Genomic DNA, 22,935 nt, shown 5'->3' on the forward strand with positions numbered 1-22,935 from the left:
CTTGCTTTTTTTTGCGTAAAAAATTTGCTTGAGGATTTATTGATCTTTTTGCACTCGGATGTAACAGTCATTAGGCTGGTTTGCAATCCCTTGTTTTACTAAATAACGTACAGATAGGAGATAGGGTAATGGGAAAAGCACTTATTATCGGCGCTGGCGGAGTAGCATCGGTTGCCGTCCACAAATGTGTCCAAAACAGTGAAGTATTTGAAGAAATTTGCATCGCTAGCCGTACAAAATCAAAATGTGATGAGTTGAAAGCCAAATTAGATGGCGGCAAGACAAAAATTACAACTGCCCAAGTCGATGCAAATAATGTTGATGAGCTAATCGCTTTAATTGAAGAAGTAAAGCCTGATATCGTCATGAACCTTGCTTTGCCATACCAGGATCTAACAATCATGGATGCTTGCCTTGCAACCAAGACGCATTACATGGATACAGCAAACTATGAGCCGGAAGATACTGCAAAATTCGAATATAAATGGCAATGGGAATACCGCGAGCGTTTTGAAAAAGCCGGAATTACAGCTCTTTTAGGCAGCGGCTTTGATCCGGGTGTAACAGGTGTCTTTTCTGCTTATGCATTGAAGCATTACTTTGATGAGATTGAATACATCGACATTCTTGACTGTAACGGCGGAGACCATGGATATCCATTTGCAACAAACTTCAACCCTGAAATCAATATCCGTGAAGTTTCAGCTAACGGAAGATATTGGGAAAACGGCGAGTGGATTGAAACAGAACCAATGGAAATCAAGCGTGTTTATAACTTCCCTGAAGTTGGCGAGAAGGATATGTATTTGCTATACCATGAAGAGCTTGAATCTCTTGCACAAAACATGCCTGGACTTAAGCGTATTCGTTTCTTCATGACATTTGGCCAAAGCTATCTGACTCATCTAAAAGCCCTTGAAAATGTAGGAATGACTTCCATCGAACCAATTGAATTCGAAGGAAAACAAATCATTCCACTGCAATTCTTGAAGGCGGTATTGCCAGATCCAGCAACACTGGGGCCTCGTACAGTTGGTAAAACAAACATCGGCTGTATCTTTAAAGGGAAAAAAGACGGCAAAGATAAAACATATTATGTATACAATGTATGTAATCACCAAGAATGCTATACAGAAGTTGGTTCTCAAGCAATCTCTTATACAACAGGTGTTCCTGCCATGATCGGAGCCGCAATGATCATGACTGGTAAGTGGAACAAAGCGGGCGTATACAATATTGAAGAATTTGATCCAGATCCATTCATGGAAGAGTTAAATAAATGGGGACTTCCATGGGTAGAAGATTTTAATCCAGTGCTTGTTGATGATGAGTCCGCACAAGAAAAAAAATCGGAGCTAGTTCGCTAAAATGCGGTTTGAAGAATTACCTACACCATGCTATGTAGTCGATGAGGAACTCATCGAAAAAAATCTAAAGATCCTGAATGGCGTTATGCAGCGTACAGGAGCGAAGATTGTATTAGCACAAAAAGCGTTTTCTATGACAACAATGTACCCCCTAATTGGAAAATATTTAAGCGGCACAACGGCGAGCGGTTTATTCGAAGCTCGCCTGGGTCACGAGGAAATGGGCAAAGAAAATCACGTCTTTGCCCCTGCCTATCGTGAAGATGAAATAGATGAAATTATATCCATCTGTGACCATATCATCTTTAATTCCTTCTCACAGCTGGAAAAATATAAAGATAAGGCTCTAAAAGCTGGCAGGAAAGTAGGATTGCGCATCAATCCCGAATGCTCCACCCAAGAAGGACATGAAATCTATGACCCGTGTTCACCAGGTTCCAGATTCGGTGTAAAACAGGAAGATTTTCGTCCTGATATGCTAGAAGGTATCTCAGGCCTTCACTTCCACACCCTTTGTCAGCAAAACTCGGATGATTTAGAGACTACTTTAAATGCAGTGGAAGAAAGGTTCGGACAATGGCTGCCACAAATGGAATGGATCAACTTTGGCGGTGGCCACCATATAACAAGAGAAGATTATGATATTCCAAGACTTGAAGCTTGTATTAAAAGAATGCAGGATAAATATGGTTTAGAGGTATATCTGGAGCCGGGTGAAGCCATTGCACTCAATGCTGGCTATTTAATCACGTCCGTTCTAGATACTCATAAGAATGGAATTGACATTGCCATTCTTGATACATCCGCCACCTGCCATATGCCGGATGTACTGGAAATGCCATATCGCCCCCCTCTTTTTGAATCAGGCGAAGCAGGAGAGAAGTCATTTACCTATCGGCTTGGCGGACAGACCTGCCTAACAGGCGATGTAATAGGAGATTATTCTTTCGATCAGCCATTAAAGAGCGGCGATAGATTAGTGTTTGGTGATATGGCGATTTATACTATGGTGAAAACCAACACATTTAACGGTATGGCATTGCCTGCCATAGCAGTACGGGATAAGACTGGTAATTGTAAGGTTGTACGTGAATTCGGCTATCAAGATTTTAAGGTAAGACTTGCTTAAAAGACTGTTAATTTCATAACACCTTGATTGTAAATATCAACAGCATGTAAAGTTAAAAAACCAGATTCTGAAAGAGGAATCTGGTTTTTCTTATGGAAAATTGTATATTCAAGTACTTCCTACAAACACTATATTTCGGAATTTTTATACTATATTCCAGGCACTATTTGATATTAATCTCTAGTATGCGTCACAACTAATGCTTAGGTTTCAAAGACATCTTTCAATTTCTATAATATCTATAAAACACTAACAGCTATGGGTTGCTGGTGTTCAGTATATCCGCTTTCACAAAAACGGCAGTTCGTGCATGAGCATCTGCGGGTCGCTTCTTGTTACGGTTTCATTGTCTGCCAGCTGCCTACATGATGCACGGCTACTCCACCGTATCCGCTTGTTCCCGCATAAAAACTTTTTACTTTGGCCAGCTCCTGATTCATATATGCTTCCCCTTCCTCAAAAAAGGAAAGCATTCCACCCTCATTAGTCTGGTCTGTTTCCACACCTATGACTGCCTGTTTATTATATTTTGCTGCAAAAGCTATTTCATTTTTGACAAGGTCAATGATCAGTGGAGCAGAATCCCGATATGCCATGATTGTAATGCTGCTCGTATTTCCTATAACCCATTCAGCAAGATTTCCTTTTCCATATGTGTTTTTAAAGGAAATTTCATCAAACCAGAATGGCAAGTCCGCTTCCAGTTGAAGAGACAAAGAAGCTGTACTGTTTTTTGCCTTTATTATTAGTGTTTGATAGGCTTTTACGGTTGAAGCTTGATTCGTTGACCAGCCGCTATATAAATAAGGTTCCACATCTAAATGGACACCTGTAAATTTCTGGATAGAAGAAGCTGCATTTTGATAAGTCTTCAGCCAATTCATTAATTGATCTAAACTTGTAGAGCCGGTGGGACCCACCCAGCTGGGCGCACCGTCTAATGCGTAAATCATCATTCCTTTGCCAGATGCTTTCTCAATAAAACTTTGGTAAACAGTGAGAGGGATGTCACGGTCAATTTGCAAATAGACCTTATCGACGTTCTTCTCTTCTAGAAATGCAATGGTTCCTGCTTCATCATCAACAATCATCCAAGGGTTCCAAAGCCATGTAGCCTGTGTTTCAGGTACCGAGGCTTTAGCGCTCCATCCAAAATTCCCCGCAAAACAGAACAAAAAGAAAACTGCTGCCATTACTAGTTTTTTCACCTTATGCCCTCCACTCTGACAGCCACGGCTCGCAGAATGGAACCTGGCAACCTGACGGCCATACACAAGAAATTGTGCTTAGGCTCACGGCTTTGCGTCCTTCCCTTTCGAAGAAGTTTGCCTTTTTCAGAATAATTTTTTTATATTATACAACATTTTATTTGATTAAGGATTAAAAAATTGTAATTTTAATAAAATCATGAAAATATACCAAAAAAATGAAGATAACAAGTTGATAAATACTAACTTCTAGTTACTATCCATCCTTTATAACGCAATCCTTTTCTATAAATAATTTTCACATATGCTTAAGATAGTTAAAATAGGAATCAAAATGACGTTTTTAGAAAAGATGATACACAGAAAAAAGGCTGTCAATTTTGACAGCCTTCCCGTTTGTTCCTCAATATGGATCAGCTTCGTGACCTTTCTTCGCCGCATCTTCTGTTGCTTTGTTTGCGGCTAATGAACTTTGTCCATATTTAGATTTCCCTGCTTCCCGTCCTGGAATTTGATTTTCTGCGTTGATTTCCTCAATTTCTTTCATTTTCATTTCGATGCCTTCCCTTACACGACGGCCATACTCTTCATCAGCTTGTGTAAAGTGTTCCACCATAGCATCCTGAATTTTTTTATCACATACCGCTAGTGCCGCGGACAGATTCTTAATCAATTCATCGCGCTCCCAATCCTCGAAACTTCGGTACGTTTCGCCTGCTTGACCATAATTATTAGGGCGATCAATTGGTGCACTCATTGCCGCCGCATTATACGTTGGCCGGTGCTGTGGACGTTCTTCTTTATTTGCTTCCTGATAGCCGCCTAGCGTGGATGGCTCATAGTTGATATGCGGATTATCTCCGGACTCTTTCGGGTCACGGATATCCATTTGGCCGCGGTGCTGGTTCGTACGGACAGGTGCTTTCGGCGCGTTGACAGGCAGTTTTAAGTAGTTCGCTCCTACACGGTAGCGCTGCGTATCAGAATAAGAGAAGGTACGGCCTTGCAGCATCTTATCATCCGAAAAGTCCATTCCGTCGACGAGAACTCCTGTTCCGAATGCTGCTTGCTCAATCTCTGCATGGTAATCAACCGGATTGCGGTCTAACACCATCCGTCCGACAGGAAGCCACGGGAATTTATCTTCCGGCCATAATTTTGTATCATCAAGCGGATCAAAATCGAGTTCCGAATGGTAATCATCCTCCATGATCTGTACAAAGAGCTCCCATTCCGGATATTCCCCTCGTTCAATCGCTTCATACAAATCCTGTGTCGCATGGCTGACGTTCTTCGCTTGAATAGCATCAGCATCTTCCTGTGTTAAGTTGCGAATGCCTTGCTTCGGTTCCCAGTGGTACTTCACTAGTACAGCTTCACCTTTGTCATTTACCCACTTATAAGTATTAACCCCAGAACCCTGCATATGGCGGTATGTTGCTGGTATGCCCCATGGAGAGAACAGGAATGTGATCATATGTGTCGCCTCAGGCGTGCGTGAAACAAAATCAAACATCCGTTGCGGATGCGGCACATTTGAAGCCGGATCCACTTTAAACGCGTGAATCATGTCAGGGAACTTCATGGCATCACGGATAAAGAATATCTTAAGGTTGTTACCCACCAAATCCCAGTTGCCCTCTTCCGTATACATTTTTACTGCAAATCCACGCGGATCACGGGCTGTCTCTGGCGAATCTTTCGCCCCAGCCACCGTAGAGAAACGAACCATTAACGGGGTTTTCTTACCGGCACCTGAAAATACTTTTGCTCGGGTATATTTCTCCACTGGTTCATCTCCAACTTTTCCATATGTTTCAAAATAACCGAATGCCCCCGCTCCCCTTGCGTGTACAACTCGCTCAGGTACCTCTTCGCGGTCGAAATGGGAAATCTTTTCTATGAAGTGATAATTCTCAAGTGTAGCTGGACCACGGTTTCCAATTGTACGGATATTCTGGTTATCCGGTACTGGATGGCCCTGTCTGGTTGTCAATGTTTCCCGTTCAACTTCTTGGTCTTTTGAAGCATTCTTATCCCGATTTTCCGTCAAAATGAAAAACCTCCTCATAATTAGTCAAAATGACTTTACCCGCTTTTACTAAACATCATGCAATATTTTTCCTATTAATTTATATTTTTCTTATCTTTTACAGTTTAAAGTAGACTATTATTGTTATAATTTTTGACATAACCATCTTATAATAGATTTATTCCTTAGTATTTTCCATATAGATTCTGGTGTCATGGGTTTAAAACGGTTCGATGGGATAAAGGTAAATGAGGTGTAACACTGGTGCTATTTATTTGATGATCGCGGACATGAGTATTTGATAAGACCTTTCTTCTAATAACTCTTTAACATTTGCAGAAACCTCGTAAACTATTCATTCAATCTCCCAGTTTCTGAAAGATCTATCAATCAATATATTCCCTTTTTCTTTTATATCCATATTCTATAAACCATATTTCCCTCCATATTGCATACAATAAAAGACATGTTTTATAAACATGTCTTTCTCACAGTTACTTATGGTACGGTTCCCCCCGGTTTATCCTGAACGCTCGATAGATCTGTTCCACTAATATCAGCCTCATGAGCTGGTGGGGGAAGGTCATCTTTGAGAATGACAAGGTATCGTCTGCCCGATTCATTACTTCTTTGCTCAATCCAAGCGAACCTCCAATAATGAATGCAACCTTACTTTTCCCGTAGGTGGCCAATTTATCTATCGTTTCCGCTAGTTCCTCTGAGGATTTCATTTTCCCTTCGATGGCCAGTGCGACTACATGTGTGTCTCCACTTATTCTTGCAAGAATCCTTTCTCCTTCCTTTTGTTTTATTTGCTCCATTTCAATATCGCTTAATGTTTCTGGTGCTTTTTCATCAGATAATTCAATGATCTCAACTTTAGCGTAAGCACCTAATCTCTTTAGATACTCATCAATACCTTGTTTGAGATACTTTTCTTTCAGTTTCCCTACGGTTATAATCGTTATGTTCATGTTTATCCTCACTTTACAAACAGGTTACGAACAATTTACAAACATGTTATCCACAGAAGTTATCCACATGTCCACATTTTCTATCCACATCTTGTAGGCGAATATTAGTTCTCTACCATATATACAGCATGATTTTCGCAGTATTCACAGGCTGTTGATAACTGTTTTCCCTCGGGAATTTTGTTTAAGATAGGGAAAGTTTCCTTCTCATCCACTACTGTATCCAAGGCTAATTCAACATGTTCATTACAACAATATATCATTCTTCTGCACTCCGTTCTTTTACATCCATTTATTATGCTGAGTTGTCCACAAATGTGTAATATCATTATTTTTTATCCGACGAATCCTATTTATCCCCAATAGTATCCTATCACCAAATAAAAAAGCAGGAAAGCATTGCTTCCTGCCAAATTGGAACCAAGACATAAAATACATGGTCTTAGGGGTATTGATTATGGACATTATGTTTACATGGTTTCCCCGGATAGCTTGACTGTTACATTTTGTTGTTTGCCAGCCCGGTAGAATGTAATTTTTACATCCTGGCCTACCTTCTTTTTATTATATAAGTACTTTCGCAAATCAACGACATCTTTAATGTCCTCATCATCCATTTTAACGATGACATCAAATTCTTTCAGACCTGCTTTTCCAGCTGGAGAATTAGGTTCTACGCCGGTAATCGCTACTCCTGAAGTTACCTTCTCAGGAAGCTTCAGTGTATTGCGCTGGTGATATTGAGATATTTCCTCGACAGAAGCTAAGCTTACACCCATGTAAGGGCGTTTAACTTTTCCATATTGCTCTATATCAGAGATAATGGGCCGTGCTGATTCGATTGGAATGGACAGGCCGATTCCTTCCACTGCCTCCTGTGCAATTTTCATAGAGTTAATGCCAACTACCTGGCCAGCTAAATTAACGAGTGCCCCTCCGCTATTTCCCGGATTGATTGCTGCATCTGTCTGGATAACCTCAGCATTCCAGTCGACTTGCCCGTCTTCATTAATATCCACTTCAATAGTCCGTTGAAGTCCGGAGACGATGCCTTGTGTGACTGACCCCGAGAACTGCAGCCCCAGAGGGTTACCAATTGCAATGACTGGTTCACCTGGCTTAAGTGCCGAGGAATCCCCGAATTCAGCCACTGTTTTTATTTTATTTCCATCCACTTCAACTACTGCTAAATCTGTTAGAGGATCGCTGCCTTTCGCTTTGGCAGGAAGCTTTGTTCCATCACTTAGTGTAACTTCCAGTTCACTCGCGCCTTCGATTACATGATTATTTGTGACAATATAGGCTTTTCCATTTGCTTTTTTGTATACAACACCTGAACCGGTTCCAGCTTCACTGCCCTGCTGATCCCAAAAATCAGTACGCTGGATATTCGTAATTCCTACGACTGCATCTCCAGCTTTATCGACTGCCTTCGTAACTGCCGTATTCACATCCAGTGTCAGGTTCTGTTTGACATGTTCTTGGTTTTCGTTATTTTCACCGTTGATATTATTAGTAATGCCTGAGTCATTGTTATTTCCTCCCAATCCTAACTTAGGAAATACGGTAAGAACGAGTAAAGCACCAATAATTAGCCCTGCCAGCGCAGCAAGGAAATAGCCTCCGCGGTTTCCTTTATATCTCCTATTCTGGTTTTCATAACCCTGATCATAGTAGCCCAAAACAAGCCCACCCTCTCTGTAGAAAGTATATAAATAGCCAACTTATAGTGTTTATTTATACCCCTTATTATACTCATCCAAGACAAAATTTCTAAAAAAATGACTTAATTGGCATGTTAAATGGGATATCCAAAGGCAGTATGAAAAAGCCAATAAAAAAGGAATGAAAATTAATTCCCATTCCTTTTTCTATCTATACAGTTATCAATTGCGTAGGCTTCTTTGGATCTGTATCGTACAGAGAAAACTGTTCACCGATCATAATACCCTGCGTTTGCAAGGTTTGTTCAACTGACATGCGGGCCAGGTCTTTCATGTTATTATCCAGGCTTAGATGAGCTAAATAAATTCTTTTGGTCCGATCACCTGCAACCTCGCTCATTGCGATGGCAGCATCCTCGTTGGACACATGGCCCACATCGCTTAAAATCCGCCTCTTGACATTCCACGGATACCTTCCCATACGGAGCATCCCCACATCATGATTGCTCTCGAAAATATAGGAATCGGCATTTTTAATAATACCCTTCATGCGGTCGCTTACATAGCCTGTATCCGTGATTAACACAAGTTTCTGTTCTCCTTGATGAAAACAGTAGAACATAGGCTCTGCGGCATCATGGGAAACCCCAAATGATTCGATATCCAGGCTGCCAAAAGTTTTGACTGTTTCCATATCAAAGGCAAACTTTTGGTCAACTGGTATTTCTCCTATCAAATGCTCCATTGCCTTCCACGTCTTTTCATTGGCATAGATCGGCAGTTTATGTTTTCTCGCCACTACGCCCAGCCCCTTGATGTGGTCACTATGTTCATGTGTCACCAGTATTCCGGACAGCTTGGACATATCTTTCCCAATCTCGGCAAACAAGGCTTCCATTTGCTTGCCGCTAAAGCCGGCATCCACTAAAAAAGAATGATCCTCGGTCTCCAAATAAAAGGCATTTCCCGTACTCCCGCTTGCGAGAACACTAAAATGCATAACCATCCAAACTCACTCCATTAATGTTTTTTCTGTATCTAACTCGATTATCTCTCCATAAAACGCAGTAACATATAAATCTTTCTTTTCATCAAGTACCACCCGCCATGCAGGCGTAAGCAAAATCGAGACGGCATCCGAAGATGGTGGCAGAAGATTATAGTATCCTAGTTCGACTTTGGTCACTTTACTATCGGAAGGAATCTTCCCTGTATTATACAAATTTTCAATTGCTTCAATCGGCCTTAGAATCTCTTCATTTCTATTCATTGGCTGGACGATTTCAAGATAAGTTTGTTCGTAGGAGACAATTTCCTGATTATCATTCAGCATAAGGGTCAGTTTACTTTTAGCGTTATTATAAAGCATCTTATTCTTATAAACCTGATAGTAAACTACCTTGTTATTTTTTCTGTCATATGACCAAATCTTGTAATTGCTGCCGTCAAATATATTATCTTTTATAAAGTTGTCCAGTTCGGCCGAATCGGATGGGTCAAAATCATCGCCTATATTGATGGCTTTTTTGAATTTCCCAGTAAGAGTTGTCTGCCGCTGGATGGATATTTCCTGATTTGCAAGCTTTTTAGTATCTTCTTCAGTAAATATTTTGCTTTCTGCCTGAAGAATGGACTGATTTAATTTCACCTTCGGCAGAGAAGGCAGGGTTATATTATCCTCTTTTAGATTATCCTCAAATGTCGTTTCACTTAGATACCCAAACTCATTGATATCCCTTTTGCTAAGAAACTGAAAGACTAGGAAAATATCAAGCATAAGGAATACCATAATAAATATTGTTTTGGTCTTACTCCAGTCCACTTTGAGCGCCTCCCAATTTTTTAACTGGAAAAGCAACCCAAGTACCACCATACCTGTAGTACCAGGCGGGTTCCAGAACGACAACCCACTTAGGCTGCGTTGGATCTTTTGTCATTGTATAGCCAATCTGGATGTCCTCCAAATCTTGCTGATTCAATTTATTTATATTTTCAAGTTTCTGCAGGATTTCCTCTCCAGATGACATAGTCACTTCCTTACCATCAGCAGGAAGTTCAATATTGAGAGAAACACTTGGACGCTGATAGCTATAAATATCTTCATCGCCCCATACCTGTTCCATCTGTGACATTCCCAAATCACTGAAAACAGGAAAACCGCCTAAAAATAATCGGAAAACGACTCGCTGTTTCTCTTCATTCATTTCAGAAAAAACATAATTTCCATCCCATCCTGCATGATTACCGATAAAATCAATGCTTTTCGGGATGAGGCTGTCCTTATTCACAGAGAACTTGCTTTTTTGCGCGGGATTAACAAAAAGAATCGTGGAGGCTTCGATATTGACCGTCATAATGCGTTCTTCATCCAGAAATTGATCACCTTCTGGAACAGGATTGTGCCTAACTAAATTTGGATTACTAAATAGACCATTCTTAAACTTACTTAAATCAATATCTTTGATTAAATATTTATAGGATTTCATTTTAACAGGTTGCTTTGGAAGGAATATTTCTTTTCCATTGTCCAATTTAACAGCCATATATTCAGGAAAGTTCCCGGTATTGTTAAAGAATTGATTTTTAAAAGTTGATAAATTAGAAGCATCAATCCTGCACTCATATATTTTTTTCTTATCATAATTAACAAAATGTACTCTTGCCCCATCTGTACTGAACTTTGTTTTCACTATGATCCTGTCAAACGAGAATTTAGGAACTTCCTTATCATTAATGTCAATCACAGACTTGTACAAGCTAAGAGGAATTGCATCAGGAAAAAGGATTTCTATATCCCCGTTTTCATGTAGAAGGGAATCGAAATCCTTACTCCCGATCGAATGCGAAATATCCTTAAAATCATGAAAAGACCAATTCTTATAGTAGCTTTGAACTTTATTTAAGTTTTCTTCGCCATTGATCCGGTAATGTGTATCGAGCTTATTTATTTGCACAATGGTTGGCTTGATAATTTTTGAAACACTTTGCTGCTCACTTTCCACCGATAATAAGTCATCATTATTATCGATTTTTTTTAAGTGAGGCTGATACGTCCATATGTTCCAGGTAAGAAAAGCACTTATGACTACGAGGGCAGTCAATATTATATTTTTAGCACCTTCCAGGTTCATGACCAATCATCATCCTCTTGTCCCGCTTCATAAGGCAAAGTAAAGAATATAGTAGTGCCTTTCCCTTCCTTACTCTCTGCCCAGATTTTCCCGTTATGGGCGACCACCATTTCTTTCGCAATAGCAAGTCCTAAACCTGTCCCCCCAAGATTGCGGGAACGCGCTTTATCCACTCGGTAAAACCTTTCAAAGATTTTATCTATATTGTTTTTAGGGATTCCGACCCCTTGGTCACTGATGCTAACAACTATCCTGCTTTCGTCTTCAACCTTTAGCCTAAAGGTAATCTGCCCGCCTTCAGGAGAATATTTAATGGCGTTGGATATGATGTTATACAACACCTGGGTAATCTTATCTTCATCAATATCCACGAAAATTTCTGTGGAAGGGATTTCTCGTTTAAATGTAATATGGCCTTTTTCAATTGTCATCTCAAAACGGTCGATAATATGATTGAAGAACTTGCCAAAATTGACCCAGCCTTTTGTAAGCTTATAATCCCTGCTATCCATTTTGGAGAGTTGAAGCAGATCATTAACAAGTCTAATCATACGTTCTGTTTCATTTTGGGTAACACTTAGGAAATTCGGCGCAATATTTTCATCCTTCCAGGCGCCCTCAGCCAATGCTTCTAAATAACTCCGCATTGTAGTGAGGGGAGTACGTAATTCATGTGATACATTTGCAACAAACTCTCTTCGCTCTTCTTCAATTTTTTCTTGCTCAGTAATATCATGCAGAACAGTAATCAAGCCGTTAACAAAGCCTGTTTCTTTTTGGATAACGGAAAAATTAGCCCTCAAGATATACGCTTCCTTTTGTGTACTGTGATCGAGAATGATTGAATCCTTCTCTTCCAACAGGTCATCAAAAGTATACTCGTCCTTTAGACCGAGAACAGAAACGATTGGCTGAGATAAGACAGTTTCACGTGAAACGTTCAAAAGCTCCGCCGCAGGTTCATTAATCAGGATGACTCTCCCCCGGCGGTCTGTTGCAATAACTCCATCAGTCATATAAGCAAGCACCGAAGAAAGCTTTCGTCTTTCACCCTCCGTTGTAGACTGTGCATCCTGAAGCTTTTTGGTCATATTATTGAAGGTTACAGCCAACTGGCCTATTTCATCATTGCCATACACTTTTACTTTCCTGGAGTAATTCCCTTTTGCAATAGCCAAAGCCTGCTTACGCATGTCAGACATCGGACGCGTAATGGTTCTGCCTAAAAGCAAACCGAGAATCGCGGTGATGCCCAGAGCGATAATAGTACCGGTGATAAAAATTTCATTAATATCCTTTACTCGTTTATATACATTTTCAATATCTGCTATTGTATATACCGCACCAATTATTTTATCCTGCTTATCAAGTATAGGTGTAGAAAGCACCCACAACCGTTCTCCATTTTTGCGGTCGCGCAGAATGTCTTCATCTTCCTGTTTTGAAACAAGGGTTCGTTTCACTAACAGATCTGTTGTCTTTTTGCCGACCATATCCAGATTGTCCGGATTGGACGTTCCAATTACTCTCCTTGAGATATAATCGATTACACGCACTTCGGTTACATCATTCGCGAGCTTATCCTCCAAAATGGCCTGTATGTCCTCTTCCAGAGTCGGTCCATCTATTTGGGGCGTGTTGCTTTCCTGGGTGTGTTCAGCCATTGTCTCACCTAGACTAAAGGTAAGGACTTTTATATTATCTGAAATGGAACTCTTGAAATTAGCGACTAATTTATTTTCTAATTCCCCAACAAAATATACTCCTATGATTTGCATGGCAACTAGAATAAGCAAAACATAGATGAGTACAAATTTAAAAAGAATGGAACGGAAGAAGCCTACTTTTTTCATTCCGCTTACTCCTGTTCAGGGTTGCGAAGGTAATAGCCTACGCCTCTCCTTGTTACAATCCAACCAGGATGACTTGGGTTGTCTTCGATTTTTTCACGCAGGCGTCGTACTGTCACATCTACTGTACGCACGTCCCCAAAGTAATCGTAACCCCAAACCGTTTGCAATAAATGCTCTCTGGTCATGACCTGCCCAATGTGTTTAGCCAGATAGTGGAGCAGCTCAAACTCACGGTGAGTCAATTCTATGGTTTCCCCCCGTTTAGAAACAACATAGGCATCAGGATGAATAGATAAAGTGCCTATGACTATTTCTTTTGGTTCTTCTTCTATATCAGGTGTTGCAATGACCTTCTGCCTTCTCAGGTTAGCCTTTACCCGGGCAATAATTTCCCTTGTACTGAAAGGCTTGGTCACATAGTCGTCTGCCCCAAGTTCAAGTCCAAGAACTTTATCAATTTCAGAGTCCTTGGCTGTCAGCATAATGATGGGAATCTCGTATTTTTTTCTCACTTCGCGGCACACTTCCATGCCATCTCTTTGCGGGAGCATAATATCCAGCAATATAAGATCGGGCTGAATTTCTTCAACTAACTTAAGTGCTTCATTGCCGTCATACGCGCACTGAACGTCAAACCCCTCTTTTTTCAAGTTAAACTGTAATATATCTGCAATTGGTTTTTCGTCGTCTACTACAAGGATTTTCTTTTCCATTATGTTCTCCTTTGCCAAACTATCTTTATAATCTAGTTTCTGATTGCTGAAAAATGCCGGTTAATTTATCGGTTAAGACTACATATGTTCTCTATCCTACTTTATCATGTTACGAGCATTAATTCATCCATTACGTATAATTCGAATTTTTACCAGATGTAAAACAGACAGGATCATAGAAGTCTCAAAGGGTAAATTTTAAGCAGCAAATTTAATGGGAGTGGTATTTATGGGAATAAATAAAAGGAAAAATAGGGGATATCTATATTTATGAAGAAATAAAAAAAACGCTTTATGCGTTTTTTAAAGGATGGCTCAGGACGGAATCGAACCGCCGACACAAGGATTTTCAGTCCTTTGCTCTACCGACTGAGCTACTGAGCCAAAATTAATGGCGGTCCCGACGGGAATCGAACCCGCGATCTCCTGCGTGACAGGCAGGCATGTTAACCGCTACACCACGGGACCATTTTTATTTGGATTTTATTTGGATTTTATTACTCTGTCCAGCTGCAGTACCTAGCCCTGATACATAGGGATGTGCTGACCTTGACGTTGCCTCGTTATGGAGCAACATCAAGGTTCATTCTATGGGCACTTCCGTGTTCTATGATGACCCCTACGGGATTCGAACCCGTGTTACCGCCGTGAAAGGGCGGTGTCTTAACCGCTTGACCAAGGGGCCAAAAAAATTATACTGGTGAGCCATGAAGGACTCGAACCTTCGACCCTCTGATTAAAAGTCAGATGCTCTACCGACTGAGCTAATGGCTCGCATTTTTTTACTCGTCTGTACCAGAGGAGCTAATGGCGTGATCATTATTTAGCTTCTTTCAACTTACTATGACGACGCTTTTTATAATATCATAGATCGAAACTTTTAAGCAATAGTATTTTAGAATAAATTTAATAAATAATTTTCAAGCCTTCTGCTAGTTTACAGTATAGTTGAGTAGCAATTTCCTAGTGGCATCCCATTTTATCCTGTTTTATAGTCGAAGGTGCTTTTTTATGAAGCAGCACATTAAAGCACATAGGATATTATAATTTAAAAATGGATATATACATAATTAAAGGCACAAGGCCGGTATAATGCCGATCTCATGCCCAACATAAGTCAAACTGCTTTTTTATATCTGTCTCCAAGGATTGCGCACAATATTTGTTTGTGTGCGATCAGGACCTACAGAGAAAATGGACAAAGGAATCCCTGTCAATTGGGATACTCTCTCAATATAATGTCTTGCATTGTCAGGAAGCTCATCAAGTGATTTGCAGCCTGTAATATCCTCGGACCAGCCTGGGAGTTCCTCATATACCGGTTCACAATCAGCAAGGATCTTTAAGCTTGCGGGGAATTCTTCTATAACTTCACCTTTATACTTGTATGCTACACAAATCTTCAACGATTCGATACCTGTTAATACATCGATGGAATTCAAGGACAAGTCAGTAATTCCGCTTACTCTGCGTGCGTGGCGTACAACGACTGAATCAAACCATCCAACACGGCGGGCCCTTCCGGTCGTTGTTCCATATTCGCGCCCCACCTCTCTGATCTGATGACCTATTTCATTGTCCAATTCAGTTGGAAAAGGCCCGTCACCAACACGAGTTGTATAGGCCTTGCATACACCGACAATATGATTGATTTTTGTCGGGCCAACACCTGATCCAATTGTTACTCCACCGGCTACCGGGTTAGAGGAAGTGACAAATGGGTATGTGCCCTGGTCAATATCAAGCATGACTCCCTGGGCTCCCTCAAAAAGGACACGTCGTCCTTCATCAAGCGCATCATTCAGAACAACCGACGTATCACAAACATATTGTTTTACCTGTTGTCCATATTCGTAATATTCATCAAGAATATCTTTTAATTCAAAGCCCTCTGCCTCATAAAAACGCTCAAGGAGGCGATTCTTTTCTTCCAGGTTATGCGCAAGCTTTTCCTCAAAGACTTCACGGTCCAAAAGATCTGCCATTCGGATACCGACTCTTGCCGCTTTATCCATATACGCAGGTCCAATCCCTTTTTTGGTAGTGCCAATCTTATTTGCCCCTTTGCGCTCCTCCTCGACCTCATCAAGCCTTAAGTGATAAGGAAGAATAACATGCGCCCTGTTGCTGATTCTGAGATTATCTGTACTAATGCCATGATTATGCAGATATTCTAATTCCTTTACCAATGCTTTTGGATCCACAACCATTCCGTTGCCAATGACACATATTTTATCGCTGTAAAATATACCAGAGGGAATTAAATGCAGCTTGTATGTTTCCCCATTGAACTTAATTGTATGTCCAGCATTATTGCCGCCTTGGTAGCGGGCGATTGCTTCAGCATTTTCTGATAAAAAATCGGTGATTTTCCCTTTTCCTTCGTCTCCCCATTGAGTTCCAACGACTACTACTGATGACATATTTACGCACCTCCACAGGTTCCATTTATTCATTCCGTTCTCATCAAACAAACTCATTTTAGCAGTTTCCCAGACAAAAAGTCAACCAAAAACCGAACAATAATACAAATTAATAATACTTCGTTCGTAATTATACAATAAAAGCTATAGCATCCTTTTGTTATACTGCCTCAAAAGGCAAAAAGCCATCCTCTCATAGAAAGGATGGCTTTTATTCAGGCAGAGTCATCAAAACGGCGCTCCAGATTGACGAATTTATTATACTCTTTTACAAATGCCAATGATACCGTACCAACTGGGCCGTTACGCTGTTTCGCTATGATGATCTCTATTATGTTCTTATTTTCGCTCTCTTTATCATAATAATCATCACGGTAAAGGAAAGCAACAATATCAGCATCCTGCTCGATACTTCCTGATTCACGGATATCAGACATCATGGGGCGTTTATCCTGCCGCTGTTCCACTCCACGGGATAACTGGGAAAGAGCGATTACGGGTACCTGGAGCTCACGTGCAAGGGCTTTTAAAGAACGGGAGATCTCTGAGACTTCCTGCTGTCTGTTTTCGCCAGAGCGACCATTGCCCTGAATGAGCTGCAAATAATCAATAAGAATCATGCCTAGACCATTTTCCTGTTTAAGCCTGCGGCATTTTGAGCGAATATCACCGATCCGTACACCAGGAGTGTCATCGATATATATACCCGCATTGGATAAGCTCCCCATTGCCATTGTCAGCTTCCGCCAATCTTCGTCCGTCAGGGAACCCGTCCGGAGAGCTTGCGCATTGATATTTCCTTCAGCACAAAGCATACGCATTACGAGCTGCTCTGCACCCATTTCCAGACTGAAAATGGCCACGTTTTCTCCAGCCTTGGTTGCTACATTTTGGGCTATGTTCAACGCAAATGCTGTTTTACCTACAGAGGGACGGGCAGCCACGATAATGAGGTCATTGCGCTGAAATCCTGCGGTCATGCGGTCGAGCTCTGCAAACCCTGTAGGAATACCTGTAACATCCCCTTTTCTATTGGTGAGCACCTCAATATTGTCATAGGTTCTGACCAATACATCCTTGATGTTTTGGAATGCTCCTGAATTTTTGCGCTGAGCCACTTCCATAATGCTTTTCTCTGCTTCACCTAGCAGGCTTTCTACCTCATCCTCCCGGCTGTATCCATCAGTTGCAATACTGGTTGCTGTCCGGATGAGCCTGCGAAGCAATGATTTCTCTTCCACAATACGAGCATAATATTCCACATTGGCTGCGGTTGGGACAGATGCTGCCAATTCACTTAAATACGAGACACCGCCTACCTCTTCTAAATTTTTAGCAGCTGCAAGCTCCTCGGTGACTGTGATAAGGTCTACTGCCTTACCTGCATCGTTGAGGTTCAGCATCACATTGAAGATTTTTTGATGTGAACTTCGGTAAAAATCTTCGGGAATCAACATTTCCGACGTGACTGTGAGAGATGATGGCTCAAGGAAAATTGCTCCCAGTACAGCTTGCTCTGCTTCAATATTTTGCGGTGGGACCCTGTCCTGAAACAACTCATTCATATAAAAAGACCTCCTATCTAGAAGGGATTTTGAAATGCTTATATATTAAGTACCTATGATTTTAGAAAACAACGTAACAAAAATCAAAAAAAGTGACGGGACAAAAGCCCTATCACTTTTTATGTCTATCATTATTGTAACAATTTTTTTCAGATATGAAAGAACTAAAATTAGTTAATTTCTTTCACATGTACCGTTAAAGTTGCCATAACTTCCGGATGCAGCTTTACAGGGATTTTTGTATGTCCAAGGGAGCGGATCCCTTCATTCAGTTCCATTTTACGTTTATCGATTTTAATTTTGTGTTTCTTTTGCAATTCTTCGGCAACCTGCTTCGTAGTGATTGACCCGAATAACCTTCCGCCTTCTCCGGCTTTTGCCTGCAGCTCAACAGTCAGTTTTTCCAGCGTTTCTTTTAATTCTTTCGCCTTATCAAGCTCTTCTGCTGCTAACTGGTGCTGTTTATTATTTTGGGCTTCAAGGGTCTTCATGTTCGCATTTGATGCTTCTACTGCCAGACCTTGTTTAAGAAGGAAATTATGAGCATATCCATCTGCCACATTTTTTACTTCCCCTTTTTTTCCTTTCCCCTTAACATCCTTTAGAAAAATCACTTTCATTCTTTTTGTCCTCCCTCTAAATATTCATCGATAGCAGCTTTTAAGCGTTCCTCAGCATCCTCTACCGTAGTATGGAGCTGTGTCGCCGCATTCGTTAGATGGCCGCCACCCTCCAACATTTCCATGATGACCTGGACATTTATATCACCCAGAGATCGGGCACTGATTCCAACGACATCCTCTTCCTTCTTTGAAATAACGAAGGAGGCAGATACTCCATCCATCGTCAAAATGGTATCAGCCGCCTGAGCGATTAATACCTGGTCATGCAATTGGTCAGGCTTACTCTTCGCGATCGCGATGCCATCATTATAAAAAGTAACTGACTCTATTAACTTGGACCGCTTAATATATGTTTCCAGATCTTCCTTTAGGAACTTCTGAACAAGGACTGTATCAGCCCCATGAGCCCTTAAATACGAAGCTGCATCAAATGTGCGCGAACCCGTCCTAAGCGTGAAGCTTTTCGTATCCACAATAATCCCTGCCAACAGAGCTGTTGATTCCAGCATATCTATTTTACTGTGTTTCGGCTGATATTCCAAAAGTTCTGTCACTAGCTCAGAGGTAGATGATGCATAAGGCTCCATATAGACTAACAGAGAGTTTTTAATAAATTCTTCGCCGCGTCTGTGATGGTCAATAACTACAACCTTATCCATGCGGTTAAGCAGCCTTTCCTCGATCAACATGGATGGCTTATGCGTGTCGACTACTACAAGCAGTGTCTCATCTGTTATCATTTCATACGCATCATCCACGGTTATAAAGCGCGAGAATAACTCAGGTTTGTTATTTTGTATTTCAAGCATGAGTCGGCGTACACCAGTATCAATCTGCTGAAAGTTAATAACAATATATGCATCACGCTCATTCATCTGCGCAACCTTGAGAATTCCGATAGCCGATCCAATAGCATCCATATCAGGACTCTTATGGCCCATCACAATCACTTTGTCGCTATCGAGCACAATATCCTTCAACGCATGGGAAATAACGCGAGCCCGCACTCTGGTTCTCTTTTCCATAGGGTTCGTTTTTCCCCCGTAAAATTTAACCTTCCCATTCGTCAGTTTAATGGCTACCTGGTCACCACCCCGGCCTAAAGCCAGGTCAAGGCTTGATTGTGCAATCGATCCCAGTTCCGGGAGAGAGGATACTCCAGAACCGACACCGATACTTAGTGTTAAGGGCACCGTTTGCTTTGCTGTCGTCTCCCTAATCTCATCCAAGATAGTAAACTTCCCTTTTTCCAAAAGTTGAAGGATGCTTTCATTGAAGACAGCGATAAATCGTTCCGAAGATGTACGTTTCAAGAACACTCCATTATCCTTTGCCCACTTATCAAGGAGTGATGTTACAAGGCTATTGAGGCTGCTCTTTCGCTGGTCATCCATGCCCTGGGTGAGCTCGTCATAATTATCAAGGAAAATGATCGCAATAACTGTGCGTTCATCCTCATACATTTTTTCTATCTCAACCTGTTCTGTTACATCAAAGAAGTATAGGAGTCGTTCTTCCTTTTTATGGATTACCCTGAATTTTCTTTCATGCAAAGTAATGGTTTCCGTTTCTACTTCCTGTTTTAATAATGGAACGATGGATTCAGCAACATCATACAATGATCGTCCAACCAGAGAATCTTCATCAAAACAAGATGCAAGGAATGGATTGGTCCATTCAATGAAATAATCCTCATTAATAAGCATGATTCCAATCGGCATTTCCAGCAATGCCTCTTCTCCGACTTTCTTTAGACGGTAAGATAATGTGGTTATATATTCTTCTGTTTCCCGTCTGTTTTGATAGTCCATTCTAATAATGATAAAGAAGAGCCCGGCGAATACAAAAAGTCCAATAAGAGCTATCCACCAGGAATAATATGCAACGATTCCCAGCAGCAGAACAGATACAGCCAGCAATACATATATAGGGGACCTTATGGACTGTTTATTTAAGAAAGATGGCATATTGTCAGCTCCTAAAACACTAATAAAGACACGAATTCCTGGCCACTCAAGATTGATTGCTTCCTTTTTCGAGGTGGGTTCGTAACGGGAAACCTAAATCAACTATACCTAATATCCTGATAATAGATTGAAATAATGGACTGGGTAAAATCAAAGTAATCACTAGTATAGCGATAGGTACACCCCTGGGCCATTTCTTGATATGGCTTAAAAAAAATATCAATGAATAACCCTGCAGCAACATCAGTACCTGCAAAATGGCAAGCAGGTTTCCAATCACCATATATAGAAAACTGCTTTTCTCCGGCATCAGCATGTAAGTTGCCAGCATAGTAATTAAATAATACCATAAAAGGCTTTTAGGGAGTTGAATATCCTTAAAGCGCGGCCAAGCGATTTTTTTATCACTGAATCTCTTAACAAAGGGATGGGCCGCCAAAAGAAATAAAAATAGCATGAACGCTGAAGTAAGAACCAGGATGCTCGGCAATAAAACTTCAATCATATCTGCAGCTTCCAGCAATTGCTTTATAACTTTATCATCAGCAGCCTGACCTAATGCAGCGGCAAAGTCAGCAGCCTGCGCAACAGACTTCTTGAACATTTCGATGGCTTGTTCTATGAAATTCATCTGGAATAACCAAATAGAGAGACCGTACACAGCTATTATGCCTGCCAGCAACACCAGAAATGAACTCATAAATACTGTGACTGCTGGCTTTTCCTTTCGCAGCATATAACCAATCGTGATACCGGTAAGACCTGTAATTAACGTCATCGGCAGAGAAAATACCGTGCTTAGTATAGCAGATAGGATCAAAGCGATAAACAAAAACCCAAATGACCAGCTTGCCTCATATTTTGAGGATATCAAAATGAAAGGAACCGGCAGGAAAAAAAACAATATAGCGCCTAAAAACGGCAAATAAAAGGCCATCAACAACATAATACTGAACAAAGCAAGCAATACTGCTCCTTCAGTAATTTTTCGCCGATTATTCAAAAAGTCACAGCTCCTCCCAATAATGCAAACAAATACTATATTTTATTTTAACAAACATCAAGACATTAATCATAATTGTATTGTAGCCATAAAAGCCCCATACTCTTGCTGGAGAATAGGGATTTATAAATAAAAAAATAAAAGGTTTAGCATGACATGCACCGGGTATATAAAGAGAGAAGAGCAAAACAATCTTACAAGAAAGGGACTGATAAACATGCAATGTTTAACAGCGACTTTTAGGGAAGAATTAGGCTCTTTATCTGGAAACTTTAGCTTCCGGGCGAAAGGAACTCTCGTCCTGAACCGTTATACTCAGCGTTAGGACCTTTTCGGAGGTATTTCCAGATTACCCGCAAAAAGCGGGACGAGAAAAGGCGAGGCCAATCGGCTTCGCCTTTTCTCGTCCATTCAATAAATCCAAGTAAAAAATCCCTGCTTCTTAAAAGAAACAGGGATTTATTTATATTATTCACCAGATACGTATGGTAGTAATGCCATCATACGAGCTCTTTTGATTGCAACTGTCAATTTGCGCTGGTATTTCGCACGAGTACCAGTTACACGACGTGGTAAAATCTTACCGCGCTCAGAGATGAATTTTTTTAGAAGATCTACATCTTTGTAATCGATGTGTGTGATTCCGTTTGCAGTGAAGTAGCAAACTTTACGGCGCTTAGCGCGACCGCCTTTACGTCCACCCATTGCCATGGTCATTTCCCTCCTTGTAATTATATTTTTATTTAAACGAATGAAAGTTTAAAATGGTAGATCATCATCAGAAATGTCGATCGTTTTACCGTCATTTGCAAATGGATCGTCATCTACACGAGTGTAGTTGTTGTTGCGTTGATTCTGATTCTGTCCAGGGTAATCATTATTCCTTTGATTACCAAAAGAGCCGCCTTCATTTCTTTCACCTGCTGAACTGCTTCGTGGTTCAAGGAATTGAACGCTCTCAGCCAGAATCTCTGTCACATATACCCGTTTGCCGTCTTGTCCTTCATAATTGCGTGTTTGAACGCGGCCGTCCACGCCTGCTAAGCTGCCTTTTTTAAGATAGTTTGCAACGTTTTCTGCCGGTTTGCGCCAAACTACACAATTGATAAAGTCTGCTTCACGCTCACCTGACTGGTTCGTGAAAGCACGATTAACAGCCAATGTAAATGTAGCAACAGGCACTCCATTCGGTGTATAACGTAATTCAGGATCTTTCGTTAAGCGCCCTACTAAAATTACGCGATTCATCATCAGAATCAACCCCTATGTTTCCAATATTTGTT

19 protein-coding genes, 4 tRNA genes and 1 riboswitch are annotated in these 22,935 nt (G+C 40.9%); of the genes, 2 read left to right on the plus strand and 21 right to left on the minus strand.

Annotation, left to right across the window (positions count from 1 at the left end; genetic code table 11):
* Nucleotides 1-128: 128 nt before the first annotated feature.
* The gene (locus tag V1500_RS24670) at nucleotides 129-1,367 is read left to right on the plus strand and encodes a saccharopine dehydrogenase family protein (protein WP_409303500.1); all 1,239 of its coding nucleotides are present in this window, start codon (nucleotides 129-131) and stop codon (nucleotides 1,365-1,367) included.
* Between the two features lies 1 nt (nucleotide 1,368).
* Entirely contained in the window at nucleotides 1,369-2,496 is a 1,128-nt protein-coding gene (nspC, locus tag V1500_RS24675) for a carboxynorspermidine decarboxylase (RefSeq protein WP_409303502.1), read from the plus strand.
* Nucleotides 2,497-2,831: 335 nt separating this feature from the next.
* On the opposite strand, the gene V1500_RS24680 is transcribed toward nspC, so the two are convergent.
* The 21 genes from V1500_RS24680 to ssb form a co-directional block, all read right to left on the minus strand.
* Nucleotides 2,832-3,704: an amidase gene (locus V1500_RS24680; RefSeq protein ID WP_409303504.1), complete on the minus strand. Its 873-nt coding sequence runs from the start codon at nucleotides 3,702-3,704 to the stop codon at nucleotides 2,832-2,834.
* 42 nt (nucleotides 3,705-3,746) lie between these two features.
* A riboswitch (cyclic di-GMP riboswitch) is annotated at nucleotides 3,747-3,836 on the minus strand.
* 271 nt (nucleotides 3,837-4,107) lie between these two features.
* Entirely contained in the window at nucleotides 4,108-5,757 is a 1,650-nt protein-coding gene (locus V1500_RS24685; protein WP_409303506.1) for a catalase, read from the minus strand.
* Between the two features lie 473 nt (nucleotides 5,758-6,230).
* The gene (gene rlmH, locus V1500_RS24690; RefSeq protein WP_409303508.1) at nucleotides 6,231-6,710 is read right to left on the minus strand and encodes a 23S rRNA (pseudouridine(1915)-N(3))-methyltransferase RlmH; all 480 of its coding nucleotides are present in this window, start codon (nucleotides 6,708-6,710) and stop codon (nucleotides 6,231-6,233) included.
* 104 nt (nucleotides 6,711-6,814) lie between these two features.
* Entirely contained in the window at nucleotides 6,815-6,973 is a 159-nt protein-coding gene (locus tag V1500_RS24695; protein ID WP_409303510.1) for a CxxH/CxxC protein, read from the minus strand.
* Between the two features lie 207 nt (nucleotides 6,974-7,180).
* On the minus strand, nucleotides 7,181-8,392 hold the full coding sequence (locus V1500_RS24700; RefSeq protein ID WP_409303511.1) for a S1C family serine protease: 1,212 nt from the start codon (nucleotides 8,390-8,392) through the stop codon (nucleotides 7,181-7,183).
* 193 nt (nucleotides 8,393-8,585) lie between these two features.
* A complete protein-coding gene (locus V1500_RS24705; protein ID WP_409303513.1) occupies nucleotides 8,586-9,380 on the minus strand; it encodes an MBL fold metallo-hydrolase in 795 nt (264 codons plus the stop codon).
* Between the two features lie 6 nt (nucleotides 9,381-9,386).
* Complete coding sequence (locus V1500_RS24710) at nucleotides 9,387-10,196, minus strand: two-component system regulatory protein YycI (RefSeq protein ID WP_409303515.1); 810 nt, start codon at nucleotides 10,194-10,196, stop codon at nucleotides 9,387-9,389.
* Nucleotides 10,183-11,505, minus strand: coding sequence for a YycH family regulatory protein (locus V1500_RS24715; RefSeq protein ID WP_409306115.1), 1,323 nt, complete (start codon nucleotides 11,503-11,505; stop codon nucleotides 10,183-10,185). Before V1500_RS24715 ends, V1500_RS24710 begins: the two co-directional genes overlap by 14 nt.
* Nucleotides 11,502-13,358, minus strand: a complete 1,857-nt coding sequence (gene walK / locus V1500_RS24720) for a cell wall metabolism sensor histidine kinase WalK (RefSeq protein ID WP_409303517.1) — start codon at nucleotides 13,356-13,358, stop codon at nucleotides 11,502-11,504. Before walK ends, V1500_RS24715 begins: the two co-directional genes overlap by 4 nt.
* 5 nt (nucleotides 13,359-13,363) lie before the next feature.
* Nucleotides 13,364-14,071: a response regulator YycF gene (yycF, locus tag V1500_RS24725; RefSeq protein WP_409303520.1), complete on the minus strand. Its 708-nt coding sequence runs from the start codon at nucleotides 14,069-14,071 to the stop codon at nucleotides 13,364-13,366.
* Nucleotides 14,072-14,382: 311 nt separating this feature from the next.
* Nucleotides 14,383-14,455, minus strand: a tRNA-Phe gene (locus tag V1500_RS24730).
* 8 nt (nucleotides 14,456-14,463) lie between these two features.
* Nucleotides 14,464-14,539, minus strand: a tRNA-Asp gene (locus V1500_RS24735).
* Between the two features lie 145 nt (nucleotides 14,540-14,684).
* A tRNA-Glu gene (locus V1500_RS24740) sits at nucleotides 14,685-14,756 on the minus strand.
* Nucleotides 14,757-14,769: 13 nt separating this feature from the next.
* A tRNA-Lys gene (locus V1500_RS24745) sits at nucleotides 14,770-14,845 on the minus strand.
* A 356-nt stretch (nucleotides 14,846-15,201) separates the two neighbouring features.
* Nucleotides 15,202-16,494 (minus strand): adenylosuccinate synthase, encoded by a 1,293-nt coding sequence (locus V1500_RS24750; RefSeq protein ID WP_409303522.1) that lies wholly within the window; start codon nucleotides 16,492-16,494, stop codon nucleotides 15,202-15,204.
* A gap of 215 nt (nucleotides 16,495-16,709) precedes the next feature.
* Nucleotides 16,710-18,059, minus strand: a complete 1,350-nt coding sequence (dnaB, locus tag V1500_RS24755; protein WP_409303524.1) for a replicative DNA helicase — start codon at nucleotides 18,057-18,059, stop codon at nucleotides 16,710-16,712.
* A 170-nt stretch (nucleotides 18,060-18,229) separates the two neighbouring features.
* Nucleotides 18,230-18,679, minus strand: a complete 450-nt coding sequence (rplI, locus tag V1500_RS24760) for a 50S ribosomal protein L9 (RefSeq protein ID WP_409303526.1) — start codon at nucleotides 18,677-18,679, stop codon at nucleotides 18,230-18,232.
* Entirely contained in the window at nucleotides 18,676-20,649 is a 1,974-nt protein-coding gene (locus tag V1500_RS24765) for a DHH family phosphoesterase (protein ID WP_409303527.1), read from the minus strand. The genes rplI and V1500_RS24765 overlap by 4 nt, the downstream gene beginning before the upstream one ends.
* 46 nt (nucleotides 20,650-20,695) lie before the next feature.
* Nucleotides 20,696-21,652 (minus strand): YybS family protein, encoded by a 957-nt coding sequence (locus V1500_RS24770; RefSeq protein ID WP_409303529.1) that lies wholly within the window; start codon nucleotides 21,650-21,652, stop codon nucleotides 20,696-20,698.
* Between the two features lie 468 nt (nucleotides 21,653-22,120).
* Entirely contained in the window at nucleotides 22,121-22,357 is a 237-nt protein-coding gene (rpsR, locus tag V1500_RS24775; RefSeq protein WP_409306116.1) for a 30S ribosomal protein S18, read from the minus strand.
* A 54-nt stretch (nucleotides 22,358-22,411) separates the two neighbouring features.
* Entirely contained in the window at nucleotides 22,412-22,903 is a 492-nt protein-coding gene (gene ssb / locus V1500_RS24780; RefSeq protein ID WP_409303531.1) for a single-stranded DNA-binding protein, read from the minus strand.
* Between the last annotated feature and the right edge of the window lie 32 nt (nucleotides 22,904-22,935).

Source organism: Peribacillus sedimenti, from assembly GCF_046237635.1.
In the GTDB taxonomy this organism is placed as follows: Bacteria; Bacillota; Bacilli; order Bacillales; family DSM-1321; genus Peribacillus; species Peribacillus sedimenti.

Excerpts from the sequence above, each read along its gene's own strand:
- V1500_RS24705 (WP_409303513.1), bottom strand. The coding sequence starts at position 9,380 with ATGGTTATGCATTTTAGTGTTCTCGCAAGCGGGAGTACGGGAAATGCC.
- dnaB (WP_409303524.1), bottom strand. The coding sequence starts at position 18,059 with ATGAATGAGTTGTTTCAGGACAGGGTCCCACCGCAAAATATTGAAGCA.
- V1500_RS24765 (WP_409303527.1), bottom strand. The coding sequence starts at position 20,649 with ATGCCATCTTTCTTAAATAAACAGTCCATAAGGTCCCCTATATATGTA.
- V1500_RS24695 (WP_409303510.1), bottom strand. The coding sequence starts at position 6,973 with ATGATATATTGTTGTAATGAACATGTTGAATTAGCCTTGGATACAGTA.
- walK (WP_409303517.1), bottom strand. The coding sequence starts at position 13,358 with ATGAAAAAAGTAGGCTTCTTCCGTTCCATTCTTTTTAAATTTGTACTC.
- V1500_RS24670 (WP_409303500.1), top strand. The coding sequence starts at position 129 with ATGGGAAAAGCACTTATTATCGGCGCTGGCGGAGTAGCATCGGTTGCC.
- rlmH (WP_409303508.1), bottom strand. The coding sequence starts at position 6,710 with ATGAACATAACGATTATAACCGTAGGGAAACTGAAAGAAAAGTATCTC.
- rplI (WP_409303526.1), bottom strand. The coding sequence starts at position 18,679 with ATGAAAGTGATTTTTCTAAAGGATGTTAAGGGGAAAGGAAAAAAAGGG.
- nspC (WP_409303502.1), top strand. The coding sequence starts at position 1,369 with ATGCGGTTTGAAGAATTACCTACACCATGCTATGTAGTCGATGAGGAA.
- ssb (WP_409303531.1), bottom strand. The coding sequence starts at position 22,903 with ATGATGAATCGCGTAATTTTAGTAGGGCGCTTAACGAAAGATCCTGAA.
- rpsR (WP_409306116.1), bottom strand. The coding sequence starts at position 22,357 with ATGGGTGGACGTAAAGGCGGTCGCGCTAAGCGCCGTAAAGTTTGCTAC.
- yycF (WP_409303520.1), bottom strand. The coding sequence starts at position 14,071 with ATGGAAAAGAAAATCCTTGTAGTAGACGACGAAAAACCAATTGCAGAT.
- V1500_RS24750 (WP_409303522.1), bottom strand. The coding sequence starts at position 16,494 with ATGTCATCAGTAGTAGTCGTTGGAACTCAATGGGGAGACGAAGGAAAA.
- V1500_RS24715 (WP_409306115.1), bottom strand. The coding sequence starts at position 11,505 with ATGAACCTGGAAGGTGCTAAAAATATAATATTGACTGCCCTCGTAGTC.